The 12,907-nt window shown below is 41.7% G+C and carries 13 protein-coding genes; 6 read left to right on the top strand and 7 right to left on the bottom strand.

Annotation, left to right across the window (positions count from 1 at the left end; genetic code table 11):
* Positions 1-90 precede the first annotated feature (90 nt).
* Entirely contained in the window at positions 91-1,092 is a 1,002-nt protein-coding gene (locus ACNKW3_RS11520) for a hypothetical protein (protein ID WP_427399445.1), read from the bottom strand.
* Positions 1,093-2,003: 911 nt separating this feature from the next.
* Between ACNKW3_RS11520 and ACNKW3_RS11515 the strand changes: the two genes are divergently transcribed.
* Genes ACNKW3_RS11515 through ACNKW3_RS11490 form a run of 6 tightly spaced genes read left to right on the top strand, consistent with a single transcriptional unit; the run spans position 2,004 to position 6,257 of the window.
* Positions 2,004-4,238 carry a heavy metal translocating P-type ATPase gene (locus ACNKW3_RS11515; protein ID WP_427399636.1) on the top strand — a complete coding sequence of 745 codons (2,235 nt, stop codon included), beginning with the start codon at positions 2,004-2,006 and terminating at the stop codon, positions 4,236-4,238.
* A 12-nt stretch (positions 4,239-4,250) separates the two neighbouring features.
* Positions 4,251-4,604, top strand: coding sequence for a cupredoxin domain-containing protein (locus tag ACNKW3_RS11510; protein WP_427399444.1), 354 nt, complete (start codon positions 4,251-4,253; stop codon positions 4,602-4,604).
* A gap of 29 nt (positions 4,605-4,633) precedes the next feature.
* Positions 4,634-4,933: a DUF2933 domain-containing protein gene (locus ACNKW3_RS11505; RefSeq protein WP_427399443.1), complete on the top strand. Its 300-nt coding sequence runs from the start codon at positions 4,634-4,636 to the stop codon at positions 4,931-4,933.
* Entirely contained in the window at positions 4,923-5,576 is a 654-nt protein-coding gene (locus ACNKW3_RS11500) for a methyltransferase family protein (RefSeq protein ID WP_427399442.1), read from the top strand. The genes ACNKW3_RS11505 and ACNKW3_RS11500 overlap by 11 nt, the downstream gene beginning before the upstream one ends.
* Positions 5,577-5,635: 59 nt before the next feature.
* Entirely contained in the window at positions 5,636-6,001 is a 366-nt protein-coding gene (locus ACNKW3_RS11495) for a cation transporter (RefSeq protein WP_427399441.1), read from the top strand.
* Between the two features lie 52 nt (positions 6,002-6,053).
* A complete protein-coding gene (locus ACNKW3_RS11490) occupies positions 6,054-6,257 on the top strand; it encodes a hypothetical protein (protein ID WP_136251527.1) in 204 nt (67 codons plus the stop codon).
* A 109-nt stretch (positions 6,258-6,366) separates the two neighbouring features.
* Here the strand turns inward: ACNKW3_RS11490 and ACNKW3_RS11485 are convergent, their stop codons facing one another.
* The 6 genes from ACNKW3_RS11485 to ACNKW3_RS11460 all read right to left on the bottom strand — a co-directional run bounded on the left by ACNKW3_RS11485 (position 6,367) and on the right by ACNKW3_RS11460 (position 12,132).
* Positions 6,367-7,707 (bottom strand): APC family permease, encoded by a 1,341-nt coding sequence (locus tag ACNKW3_RS11485; RefSeq protein WP_427399440.1) that lies wholly within the window; start codon positions 7,705-7,707, stop codon positions 6,367-6,369.
* 88 nt (positions 7,708-7,795) lie between these two features.
* Positions 7,796-8,536 (bottom strand): MauE/DoxX family redox-associated membrane protein, encoded by a 741-nt coding sequence (locus tag ACNKW3_RS11480; RefSeq protein ID WP_427399439.1) that lies wholly within the window; start codon positions 8,534-8,536, stop codon positions 7,796-7,798.
* A 49-nt stretch (positions 8,537-8,585) separates the two neighbouring features.
* Positions 8,586-9,095, bottom strand: coding sequence for a DUF305 domain-containing protein (locus tag ACNKW3_RS11475; protein WP_427399438.1), 510 nt, complete (start codon positions 9,093-9,095; stop codon positions 8,586-8,588).
* Positions 9,096-9,116: 21 nt separating this feature from the next.
* Complete coding sequence (locus tag ACNKW3_RS11470; RefSeq protein ID WP_427399437.1) at positions 9,117-9,533, bottom strand: ion channel; 417 nt, start codon at positions 9,531-9,533, stop codon at positions 9,117-9,119.
* A gap of 22 nt (positions 9,534-9,555) precedes the next feature.
* A complete protein-coding gene (locus ACNKW3_RS11465; RefSeq protein WP_427399436.1) occupies positions 9,556-10,305 on the bottom strand; it encodes a copper resistance protein B in 750 nt (249 codons plus the stop codon).
* 9 nt (positions 10,306-10,314) lie between these two features.
* Positions 10,315-12,132, bottom strand: coding sequence for a copper resistance system multicopper oxidase (locus tag ACNKW3_RS11460; protein ID WP_427399435.1), 1,818 nt, complete (start codon positions 12,130-12,132; stop codon positions 10,315-10,317).
* Between the last annotated feature and the right edge of the window lie 775 nt (positions 12,133-12,907).

Genomic DNA, 12,907 nt, shown 5'->3' with positions numbered 1-12,907 from the left:
GAGGACTAAGGTTTGTTTGAACTTAATATGTTATCAATGGAATGACGTTCAGCATTCTTTTCTCGGTCAGTAAAAAAATTAAACGTGTTGTTATAAGTAATCATCATAAAATGGCATTTTATAAAAATGAACGTAAGGTGAATCTGAATCGCTACTTTCAACAACTACACCATAGTGGGCCAAAACGCTATCGTAAAGCCTCATAACTCGTTCAAAAGGTTCAAACGAAGGCCAATTAGGATAGTCTTCATCAAGTGCGTTAAGAGAGTTAACCAACTCGAAAAAATAAGGTGAGAACCAGCTTTTATTCAATGCTGCTTTTACATTTGGTATTTCTGAAGGGTTTTCTTTTCTACCTATGCAGTCACCAATCATATATGAAGCAAACTTCATTAATTCAATAACTGCGTTTCCCACTTCTTCGATACCTTTAGTTACATCATGATGGTGCTGGTAGTCAATAAGAACTGAGTAGATGGATTTTTCGGATGTATCTAGAACACGCAAAAAAGTCTCTTGAAAAGCTTTTGGATCACTGTCTCCGATCGTGGCGGAAAGCTTTGTTGCAAAATACTCATCCCAAGATGCCTGACCAGCAAGTATTCTTAGATATTCGGTTACGCTATGAATTATTTTACCGTATGAATATTCTGGAAAGCAGTCGTAAAATGCGTGATTTGATTCTACATGCGCACACTCGTGTGCGATTACGTTTATACCTTTTTCTACATGCTTTCCGTTAAAATCTAGCATAGGAACTAGATAATTAGCATTTAATATAAGATGAGATTTGATTTTACCGTCTCGCATTACTGCGGGAGCCATTGCGATTCCTTCTACATCACCAGTGCTTGGTTTTAATTCACCAAAACCATTAGAACCTCGATCTATTGCCGCGACTTCACTCGAATAATCATAAGCAATCGTTACTCCGTCCAAATTAGACAAATTGAAACGTTTGGAGAGCTCGCTCAAAATATATATGCAAGTTTCTCCAAAATTTTTTGCAAACTCTTCACTCTCAAACTGCCTGAGTGAAATGGTCAAGTCCTCTGGAAGAGTTTTTTCCGAATGTTCAATATTACTATTCAAACTATTTTTCACCTACAATTGAGATTACTAATACAGTTGGGGCAATATCAACAATCGCAATTACAGATCCTATATTTTCTGCATAATTAACTTTAATCAAGAAATTTACGCCTCATCAGGCCAAATCTGATTGAGTCTAGAGCTTCTGCTTTACGAAGTGTGGCCAGCCCAGAATTTTTTAAATCTGAATTTCTAATATTTGTCTTTAGGGGTCTATTCTCCCGAGCTGACCATCTGATGTCTGTTTATCGCTCTGAAGGGATCAAATTCATCTAAACAGATCCGTCCGCTATCTTGGGCAATCCAGCCAGTCGAAACGTCCACAAAGTATGATACATTTTTGTCAATCTTCACTTGGCAATATTTATCTCGAAGTGCAAAAAATTATGCGTAGTCAGTGGAAATTTAATTTAAAATTCAGGGCTACACTATTGATTGCTCGTGACCTCGCTTCTCGCGAATAATAGCCTAAAGATGTTCATAATGTTGGGCTAGTCCAATTTCTAGCTAAAAGACTTCTAGTCAATTAGTAGCCGTTCACATTACTGTTTTTGCGCATACCAATTATTTATCTCATAAATGACAGAAAAGTAATCAAACTGTAATGCCAGTGCCGTGTTCTTAACGTCTTACACCGTTAAAATTATGTTTAATTTAAAAGCAACCTTATTACTTTTTGTCTTGCTCCCGTATCGCCCCTAATCACTATGCAATTAGAGTCAAAAAATATGAATCTATGCAAATACAGAGCACAGAAAAAAGTTGAACGCGCAAAATTACACGACGGAATCTAAATGACAGCAACTCAAAAAGTTACCAAAAGCACAGAGAAAAACTGTTGTTGTAGCAAGCAAGCCCAATCCGCAAACGAAACTCCAAAGCTCAAAGAGACAATCAAACAGGAGCACAACATGCTAACCGAAACTCGATTTATAATTGAAGGAGCTAGTTGTGCCAGCTGCGTCAACAAAATTGAGGCGGCGTTAAACAATCTGCCTAGAGTTGATCGAGCGGAGATGAATTTCGCTCAGCGTGTTGTCACGGTAATCGGAGATGCATCGGTTTCAAATATTATAGAAGCGGTGGAAAAAGCCGGATACAAAGCAAAATTAGACGACAGTGATTCTGAGCAAGAAGCGCTAGACGAAAAAGAAAAAGCCGACTGGCAATACTACAAGAAATTAATGCGAGAGATGGCCGTGGCGTTATCGCTTGGTGTGCCATTGATGATTTACAGCCTGCTCGTTGGCGAAATGACAGTAACAACCAATACTGAAAGACTCGTTTGGTTAACGGTCGGATTGCTAACTCTTGGTGTAATGTTTTTTGCCGGTAAACACTTTTATGTGGGCGCATGGAATTCATTTAAAAATCATTCTGCGAATATGGACACATTAATAGCCCTTGGAACGGGTACCGCTTGGCTTTATTCAATGGTTGTTGTGTTTGCTCCCGATATCGTGCCGCTAATGGCCAGACACGTGTATTTTGAAGCTACTGCCATGATTATTGGTTTAATCAATCTTGGTTTAGCTCTTGAAATTAAAGCGCGAGGTAAGACTTCAGAGGCGATTAAGCGTTTAATTGGCCTGCAAGCTAAAACAGCCCGTGCTATTCGAGACGGTAAAGATGTAGATATACCAATAGAACAAGTGTTGCTCGACGATCTGATTCGAGTCAGACCTGGTGAAAAAATTTCCGTAGACGGCATGGTCGTAGAGGGACACTCCACAGTTGACGAATCTATGTTGACCGGTGAGCCGATGCCAGTAGAAAAAACACAGGGAGAAGAGGTCGTCGCTGGTACGATTAATAAATCGGGCTCTATTATTTTCAAGGCAACGCGTGTAGGCAAAGATACGGCGCTCGCCCAAATCATCAACATGGTAAAACGTGCTCAAAATTCAAAGCCCCCGATAGGACGTTTAGCCGATGTTATCTCAGCTTACTTCGTACCCGTCGTTATGATTATTGCCGTAATAAGCGCTTTAGTTTGGCTAAACTTTGGGCCATCTCCAGCTGTTGCTTACGCAATTGTGTCTGCAACGACGGTTCTTATCATAGCTTGTCCGTGTGCACTTGGTTTGGCGACACCGATGTCCGTAATGGTAGGGGTAGGCAAAGCCGCAGAAGCGGGTGTGTTGATAAGAAACGGCGAAGCGCTGCAAACAGCCAGTAAGATTACTACGATGATTCTAGATAAAACAGGCACTATTACCGAGGGAGCACCTAAGGTAACTGATGTATTGCTAGCACCGGGTCAAAATGAAAAACAAGTGCTAATGCTCGCATCGAGTATCGAAGCTGGCTCTGAGCACCCCCTAGCAATGGCGATCGTTGAAAGTGCCAAAGCAAAAAATATAGAACCTAAGAAAGTGACTCAGTTTTCTTCCATTGCTGGACAGGGAGTGGAAGCGAAGTTTGAGGAAGATACCCTTTTATTCGGTAACGAAAAGCTAATGAAGCAGCGTGATATTGACATTAGCGACTACATCGAAAAAGCCCAAGGCTTAGCCTCTGAAGCTAAAACACCAATGTATTTCGCTGTTAATTCATCGCTTGTTGCAGTAATTGCAGTTGCCGATCCAATTAAAACTGATTCTATTGATGCAATAAAGCGACTTCAGAACAACGGAATACGAGTAGTGATGCTCACAGGTGATAATCGTTCAACCGCAAAAGCAGTGGCTGAAAAAGCGGGTATCACAGAGTTTGTGGCCGAGGTTATGCCAGAGGACAAAGCAAATAAAGTCGCTGAGTATCAATCAATGGGAGAAATTGTGGGCATGACAGGAGACGGAATTAATGACGCACCTGCATTGGCTCACGCAGATGTAGGCTTTGCAATAGGTACAGGCACTGATGTAGCCATTGAAAGTGCTGATATTACCTTAATGCGGGGCTCTCTTCATGGTCTTGCTGATGCAATTGCGGTGAGTAAAGCCACTCTAACCAATATTAAGCAAAACCTATTTGGCGCATTTATTTACAACGTTGCAGGTATACCATTCGCTGCCGGTGTTCTGTATCCATTTTTTGGTCTTTTATTAAGTCCTGTGATAGCTGGTGCCGCGATGGCGTTTTCATCACTTACCGTCGTTACCAACGCCAATCGTCTGCGATTGTTTAAAGCAAAAGAACATTAGGAGAGTGTGACAATGCTATGGATCAACCTTACAGGAATTGTATTGATTGCTCTTATCATCTGGTGGTTTTGGTTATACAAAGAGCAAAGTATTCGTATCGCTGAAGGTTCGTTGGAGATCTTGGTGAAAGACGGTATTTATCAACCATCGCACATCAAAATTAGAGCGAATGAAGAAAGGCAAATCGTGTTTCATAGAGCTGATGCAACGCCTTGCGCAGAAATGCTTTCGATACCCGAATTAGATATTTCAGAACGACTGCCTTTAAATAAAAAGACAGTCATATCGCTTCCGAGGCTGCCAGCAGGTGAGTACGCATTTCACTGCCAAATGCAAATGTATAAAGGGAAGATAACTGTTCAATAGATGGTTAGCATTCAAATAGGAGAGTAAATATGAGCGACTCAAAATTATCATTTTGGAAAACACCTTCAGGCTGGGCTGCACTGGGACTCATTGCTGCGGCAAGTTACTTTTTATTTTTTGAGCATGGCGAGCATGTGTGGCCGTATTTTCCTTACCTGATCCTGCTACTTTGCCCCTTTATGCATTTTTTTATGCACGGGAGTCATGGACACGGCCATCATGATGGCGAGCAAAGAAAGACAGAAGAAGAGCAGATGACATTTACAGAAGAGCGTCAACAAAAGACAACTACCAACATTGAAGAAAAGAGAGAGAACGATGCACGGTGATTCTGACTATGGTCTATGGGGTTTAGTTTTCATAAACTCTGCCATTTTTATTTTTTTTGCATTCAGCTTTGTAAAACCACAATCAAAGACTGATTGGAGAAGCTTAGGAGCTTTTTCCGCTTTTATTCTTGCGTTGTTTACAGAAATGTATGGCTTTCCTCTCACCATCTATTTTTTGTCAGGCTGGCTAACAGAGCTTTATCCGAACATAGATTTTCTAGCACATGAAAATGGACATTTGCTACAAACGATTTTAGGTTTTGAGGGGGATGCTCATTGGAGCATACTGCATATCACTAGCAATATACTTATCATTGCTGGTTTCTTTATTTTATCTTCTGCATGGAATGTTCTTCATCGTGCGCAGAAAAGCCATTCGCTCGCTAATACAGGGTGGTATGCAAGATGTCGCCACCCACAGTATTTAGCTTTTATTATCATTATGTTTGGCTTTTTATTGCAATGGCCCACAATCCCAACGTTAATCATGTTTCCAATATTAACATTAGTCTACATTCGCTTAGCCAAACGTGAAGAAAAAACAGCGATAGCCGAATTTGGGGAGCGCTATTTAGCATATAAAGAGACCACGCCTGCCTGGTTACCTAAATTCAGCAGCTCAAACCTCCAATACGACAATTAGCGTTTTTGATAAATCGCTTCCGTCAAACAATTCAACATTTTAATAGGCAGGAGAAAACAATGAGTAATAAATATCATAGAGTTGGTGTGAATGAATTAAATTTGGTTATTCGTCACCTTCGGTTGACCGGGGTGACTTCCGACAATATAGATTTAATTATCAGAGATATCGATTCAACTATTGGTGTTGACGCAGTGTCGTTTGAGGAGTCATCTAACACCCTTCATGTTGGTTATGATGCCACACATTGTGAACTCGATGGTATCGAGAATATCGTTCGAATGCACAGAGCCGACATTTCAGACGATTGGTGGACGCATTTCAAGGAAGGTTATTATCAATTTGTTGACGAAAACATTCGTGAAAATGCTAAACACAAGCCATGGAGTTGTCACGTTACTGACCAAGGCAAGCGCTCTAAATAAAAAATACCTTTAATATCTTTCAAAACCTTTTGACCTTTAGGAGGCATTATCAATGCAGATTTCTAACAACACGCCAATTTATCAAACGATTGTGAATGATAAATTGGAAAAAAATCATCAAACATCAGAAGCAGAAACGTCCAACTGTAAGAAGAAAGAAGCTGAAGAGAGCACCATTGCAGAGGCGAATAAAGTGAAGGGTGGTGACCAGGCTGCGCCAAGTGAAATCAGGCAATCAATATCTGTGAAGGTGTGACGTTTAGAGCTCCTATCCACACGTTTATCGGACTAATTCAATTTTATAGAATTTTCAGGCCGATAAACGTGCATTTCCCAGACTTTTATTACCTCATAGTTATTTAATGCTAGCCCTTGTGGGTATGTTCCTCATCGTTATCCTTGTCGTCGCCGTTATGCCTTAGGAAAAAGCGCTCGTAGGCAAAAACAGCAACAATGCCAATGCCGGCAATGATGATAATCTGTAAATCATCACTGCCTTTGATCCAAATGAATGCTAGAAGAACAACAACATCTAACATAATTGCGGTGATCACCACCAGTGGGTTTGCTCCAACGTCTTTTCTAAGTACCCTCAATACGCCCCAATGAATAATAATATCCATTACTAGGTAAAAAATGGCCCCTAGAGAGGCGATTCTCGAAAGATCAAAAAAAGCGGCAAGTAAGCCCGCAGCAATTACAGTAAAGACCAATGTATGTTTTTGAATATTACCGGGCATACCAAAGTGCCGATGGGGGATCAAATTCATATCTGTCAACATTGCCAACATACGCGAAACCGCAAAAACGCTGGCTAGTAGACCCGACGCGGTCGCTATTATTGCAATACCCACCGTAAACCAAACACCGTATTGTCCGATGGCGGGGCGAGCCGCTTCAGCGAGTGCGTAGTCTTTAGCAGCAACTATTTGTTCGACCGTTAGTGTGGAGCCAACCGCATAGCACACTAATAAATAGACAACCAAACAAATTAATAAAGACACAATAATGGCTCGCCCAACATTTTTGTTTGGGTCGACCACTTCGTCGCCGCTATTGGTAATAGTTGTAAATCCTTTGTAGGCTAAAATGGCCAAAGCGGTACCGGCTAAAAAGCCACTAGCAGAGGCATTTTCACTCACATCAGCGCTGGCGGGTTGAAAAGCAAACCCCGCTGCCCAGAGAGCTACGAGGGCGAAAATCAATATGCCGCCAATTTTCAACACGGCTGTAACCTTGGAAACACTTCCAATTACTTTGTTACCTGCCACGTTTATTACAAATGCAAAAATGATAAGCCCGATAGCCAATATAGGAACGAATATGCTATTTTCTTGTATATCAAATAGCTGAAGGGTGTATGTGCCAAACGTTCGAGCCACTAAGCTTTCATTGATGATCATTGAAAATGCCATCAACAATGCGGCACCTCCGGTTATAGCACTTGGGCCATAAGCCTTTTTTAAGATCATGGCGATGCCGCCCGCAGATGGATATTTGTTTGAAACCTTTATGTAACTATAGGCACTAAACCCACTGATAATGGCAGCCACAATGAATGCCAGAGGGAATAACGACCCAGCATATTCCGCGACTTGCCCGGTAAGCGCAAATATTCCGGCTCCAATCATTACACCAGTACCCATAGCGACCGTACCAGTTAAACTCAAACTTCCTTTTTCGTAATCTTCGTTGTGAGAACTCATTTAACCTTTCCTTAATTGATAATAAGGTCTTTTTCACCAAATTTTTTACATTTTGTCAGTACGCTTCAATAGCTTTGTACTCACGCATCTAGGCAATTGCTTTAGAGAGCATCCATAATCCAGCTGCAATCATAAATAGATTTTCTGTGAGAGATACAAAGCCAAGTGGCACGCTGCTATCACCACCCACGCAGGCACATTTAAGTTCACGTTTATCGATGTATACTGCTTTGAATACAGAGATCGCGCCCACTGTCCCAATAAATAAAGAAACAGGGCCAACGAGATAACCCGACAGGCCAGCCAGCATTCCGATTCCAGCGAATGCTTCGGCAAAGGGGTAAATGTAGCCGTAGCGTATATTCCGCATTGCCAGCAAGTCATAGGTGATGAAGGAGTTCGTAAAGCTATATAAATCTTTGAGCTTTTGAATTGCTAGCAGTGTCATACTAAATGCGACAAAAAGCTCGATAACTTGGATAATGTAATTACCTGCGAGATACGCATACGCTATTGACAACGCCATCAGCAAGGCAACAGAAAATATCGCAATAACAGGTGTGTAGGTGGTGCCTGTTTGTCCAGCTTCGCCTAAGTCAAAGTACTCCCTTAGGTCGTCATATCCACCTATCCGCTCCCCATCAATGAAGGTTTGAGGGGTAGTCTCTACGTCGTGTTCTTTTTTGAACTTATCGGTTTCTTCGCGACTTGCAAGCTTATGATCATCTACTTGAAACCCTTCTCGCTCTAATAGGTCTTTAGAGCGCAAGCCATACGGACAGATGTGCTCATCGGTATGCATTCGATATAATTTTGCTTGTTTTGCCATGGTCCCTCTCCTGCTTTTTTAGTAAGGTATTAATGTTTTAGCAGTTTGCTTATTGTTGATTGAAATCGGGGACCGAGCGGCTAGTCGCTTCGGCGTCAGTTTGTGTTTCACCGTTCTTCTCGATATCATCTAATAACCACTTCATTTCTTTGATTTCGCGCTCCTGCGCAGCGATGATTTCATTGGCTAATTTAAGCACCCGTTTATCTGAGATATTGGCTCGCTCACTAGTCAAAATGGCAATAGAGTGATGCGGTATCATTGCTTTCATCCAGGCCTCGTCAGCGATGGTTGATTGTGAGCGAACTAAGAATAGTGAGACCAAAAAAACAAGTCCGCTACCTAGTAAAATTGTCCAGTTCTTGGCTTTGTTCTCATACATGTTGAGCATGAACAGCAACATAATGATTGCCATTATCGAACCCATATAGATAGCCATATAGAACCGCGTTTCGCTAAAGAAAATGTGGTCGAATGCATAAGTATTGAAATACATCATTAGCAGCATGGCCATAGTTGATGTGAAAATCATTGCTAAAAACTTTGTATATTTAGTCATCACGTTATCCTTTATGTCCGTTTAGGACTGATTCATTGTTTTAAATATTAAAGAAGCTGAACAGCTAACGAGTAAAAAGCCCGTCATTGCCTCTAAACCCGATAAGAAACTTAAATGCCCAATGGGCGTTAGTTGAGCCAATCCTAAGGTGGTTAAATTGATCAGTGAGAAGTAATAAATTTCAATAAAACTAAGAGAAGTTGATCCCTGCAAATCGCCTAAACCGATCTCTACAGATACCACAAACCCGACGGCGAACCAAAAGGCAGCTATTAACTGGCTAAAGGTTATGCCGTACACTACTGCAATGAGCTTTAGGTATGCAGAAAGGTCTGAGCTCACGACACGATTCTTTAACGCTCTGAGGCTTAAAAAATGACTCGTGGTTGACAATCCAATCGCTATTAAAGCTACTATCAACTGACTAATTACTTCCATTTACTGCTCCTTTCTAAAGCCCTTAAAACCAGAACCGAGCACCCACCACGAGACCAGTTTCACTTACTGACGCACCATTGTTTCGAGCGATATCAGCGCTATTACCAAGACTTCGACTCCAATAAATACCCGCGTATGGCGCAAACTCTCTTGCAAACTCATAGCGATATCGAAAACCTATGCGTATTGAATTGAAGCCAGAGGGCCGGTCGAACCTTTCAGATTCTGAAAGCGAACCAGACAAGGCAAGTCTCGGTTGCAAAAATGATGTTTGGGTGACTCTAATTTCATACTCGGCTTCTACTGAGAAACTGATTTCACCATCCTCATTAATGACAATGGAGTTATCCATTTCGAATTGATAAGGAGCGACTCCATATAAGCTTATGACTGCATAGTTCTCCATATTAGATTCGCTACTTAAGGTTCCTCTTGTGCCAACACCGGCTTGAAATTCCCAAAATGGCGCAATCAATTTACTTGCAAGAAGCTCGGCTCGCTCTAAATCTGTGGGTTCACCATCATCTTGCTTGTTTTCCCCTTCACTTTTGAAGTAAAGGCGATAGGTATCACCGCCGTACCATCCAATCATGTCCCACACTCCGATGTTTTCTTCATCGTTTGTGCGCGTATATTCAAGACGGTCAAATAAAACCATCCCCGTATTGTATTGTTCGACAGGTTGCGGCCAATCTGACGGTATCTCTTGCGCATTTGAGGACGCGCAAAGACCAACCAGTATAGTGCTGAAAACTTTAAAAGTGTTTTTCATAATATTCCCCTACGAGACCGATACGATTCTGAACATGCCCGCATCCATGTGATAGAGCAGGTGACAATGAAATGCCCAATTACCAGGGGCGTCTGCACTTATCAACAGCGAAACTTTTTCACTGGGTTTTAAACTTATCGTATGTTTTCGAGGGGGCGGATAATTCCCGTTTTCTAACTCCATCCACATACCATGCAAGTGGATCGGATGGTTCATCATAGAATCGTTTACTAAAATCAAACGAATTCGTTCACCATACCTAAAATGAATGGGGCCATCGACTTCATTAAATTTGAGTCCATCGAATGACCACATGTAACGTTCCATATTACCTGTGAGGTGCAGTTCAACTGTTTGCTTCGGCTCTCTGGTATCGGGCCATTCTTTGGCACCTGTTAAGTCGCTATACAGCAATACTCGATGCTTCACATTCTCTAAACCAACACCCGGTTCATCGAGTCGACTTGTGGGATTATTTGCAAGCATACTTGCACCAGGACCATGACCGTTTTCATCATGCTTTATATTAATGTCGTCTACTGGCAGTGCACGAGAGGGCATAGATGAGTGGCCATTCAAATGAGCCATGGAAGAGCCAGATGATGTTGCTCGGCTCTTAACGTCAGCGGCCGACGTGTCCATTTCATTCATTCCTTCCATTCCTGACATGTCTGAGCTCATCCCCATAGCTGCCATGCCCCGCTCTGGCATTTTGCGCAATGTTGGCACATGTGCTTCTTTTCCAAGTTCAGTACTTAGGGTTCCTCTAACGAAGCCACTTCTATCCATGCTCTCTGCGAAAAGAGTATATGTGTTCGAGCCGACGGGTCTTACAATGACGTCATAGGTTTCAGCAACCGCAATTCGAAGTTCATCGACTTTAACGGGTTTTATTGGTTGTCCATCAGCAGCCACTACCGTCATTTCGAGGCCCGGAATACGAAAATCGAAATACGTCATTGCGGAGCCATTTATGAGCCTTAATCGAATGCTTTCATTGGGCTTATAGAGCGCGGTCCAGTTGGTTTGAGCATCTCTGCCATTCATTAAATATGTATATGTGGAGCCTGTTACATCGAGAATATCTCTGGGATTCATCCGCATATTGGCCCACATAGCTCTTTCTTTTACTGTATTAACAAAACCTTGTTTTTTAATATCGTTAACAGTGTCGCTTATCGTACGTTGTTGATAATTGTAGTAACCCTCTGCTACCTTTAAATGTCTAAACACATCATGTGGATCCTCAAAGGTCCAATCGCTCAATTGAATGACATGCTCTCTGTCTGCACCTATGTCACCGTCAACAGGGTCGATAATGACAGGCCCCAAATGACCTAACTGCTCTTGCAAGCCCGAGTGGCTGTGATACCAATAGGTGCCGTTTTGTTCTATATCAAATTCATAGGTAAACGTAGAGTTAGGGTCGATACCAGGAAATGAAACGCCAGGTACTCCATCCATATTAAATGGGAGAATAAAACCATGCCAATGAATAGACGTGCTGTCTGGTAATTCGTTGGTAACATGAATCTTAACTTGCTGACCTTCTCTTAACCGGAGCAATGGGCCAGGTGATATGTCGTTGATGGTAATGGGCCTTGCAATATCGCCGGCAATTTTTTTTTGCTGACGAGAGATCGTCATCTTAATATTTTCCCCACCTACTACCGCATTACCGTAGTTGACTTTAGCAATACCGCTATGATTGTTGCTATTGCTATAACCTTCTGGGAAAGCCCATGGTGCTCTCATTTGACCTAGCAAGGCCAATCCACCAGTCGCATAGGCAGCATTTTTCAAAAAAACGCGCCGATTTTGTTTCATTCGATTATTCATAAGAACCTCATTTTATTTGCGACATGTGCCACAAACTGCATTATCGGTATGCAATATTGATATGTTTGTCCGTCGGTAAACTGAAAACTACTTAAGAAATCAAATGAAGTTTAGGTGGCCTCAGGAGGCTGAACCCCGAGTAAAAATGATAAAAATTGGAGAAATAAAAGTGCGAAGAGGACGGCGCACTAATTGATTTCAAATCATGCGCAACCATTGCTGTAAAATTAAAGCATGAGCCTAATTTACATTCACAAACACCGTCACAACACTTACTGTCGCACTCTGTATGATTTTGATGTTCCGACTGTTGTGTATTGTCAGATTGATGTTGAGTCGTTACGGACTCAATGAAATTGGCATTTGCGTCATTTTTGTCTGAAGGCTCACATGCAACACTAGACAATGATAAAACAAGCAAAGCAAGGCACCCAGCGCATTTTACAAATGCACTAAGTAATCCTTTATCTGTTTTATTTGCGTTCATAATGTTGCTCAAACCCCGTCAATATCGGGTAAAAAGTTCACATATATAGGTAAATATTGCAATCAACCTTACAGAAATAAAAATCGCTCTATTACAACAAACCAAGTCAAAACGCCCTAGTTCTTGGGAAGTAGAGCACAACTTAATGTTCTTATAGTCACTCTCCCCTAATCTTATTTGAGAGTAGTGCAAAAAGCAGTCCGACTATGAATAGTCCTGCCTAGATGAGAGTTTTAGCCTCATTCCCAATTGTAATAAGCGAATAAGTGGTGACGT

This window comes from Glaciecola sp. 1036, from assembly GCF_050306235.1.
Lineage (GTDB): Bacteria > Pseudomonadota > Gammaproteobacteria > Enterobacterales > Alteromonadaceae > Glaciecola.
The sequence above is the reverse complement of the archived record's forward strand: the minus strand, read 5'-3'. Positions and strand labels throughout refer to the sequence as shown.

Coding starts and splice junctions, on each gene's coding strand:
- ACNKW3_RS11485 (WP_427399440.1), bottom strand. CDS start 7,707: ATGAGTTCTCACAACGAAGATTACGAAAAAGGAAGTTTGAGTTTAACT.
- ACNKW3_RS11495 (WP_427399441.1), top strand. CDS start 5,636: ATGAGTAATAAATATCATAGAGTTGGTGTGAATGAATTAAATTTGGTT.
- ACNKW3_RS11470 (WP_427399437.1), bottom strand. CDS start 9,533: ATGGAAGTAATTAGTCAGTTGATAGTAGCTTTAATAGCGATTGGATTG.
- ACNKW3_RS11465 (WP_427399436.1), bottom strand. CDS start 10,305: ATGAAAAACACTTTTAAAGTTTTCAGCACTATACTGGTTGGTCTTTGC.
- ACNKW3_RS11480 (WP_427399439.1), bottom strand. CDS start 8,536: ATGGCAAAACAAGCAAAATTATATCGAATGCATACCGATGAGCACATC.
- ACNKW3_RS11460 (WP_427399435.1), bottom strand. CDS start 12,132: ATGAAACAAAATCGGCGCGTTTTTTTGAAAAATGCTGCCTATGCGACT.
- ACNKW3_RS11510 (WP_427399444.1), top strand. CDS start 4,251: ATGCTATGGATCAACCTTACAGGAATTGTATTGATTGCTCTTATCATC.
- ACNKW3_RS11490 (WP_136251527.1), top strand. CDS start 6,054: ATGCAGATTTCTAACAACACGCCAATTTATCAAACGATTGTGAATGAT.
- ACNKW3_RS11505 (WP_427399443.1), top strand. CDS start 4,634: ATGAGCGACTCAAAATTATCATTTTGGAAAACACCTTCAGGCTGGGCT.
- ACNKW3_RS11475 (WP_427399438.1), bottom strand. CDS start 9,095: ATGACTAAATATACAAAGTTTTTAGCAATGATTTTCACATCAACTATG.
- ACNKW3_RS11500 (WP_427399442.1), top strand. CDS start 4,923: ATGCACGGTGATTCTGACTATGGTCTATGGGGTTTAGTTTTCATAAAC.
- ACNKW3_RS11515 (WP_427399636.1), top strand. CDS start 2,004: ATGCTAACCGAAACTCGATTTATAATTGAAGGAGCTAGTTGTGCCAGC.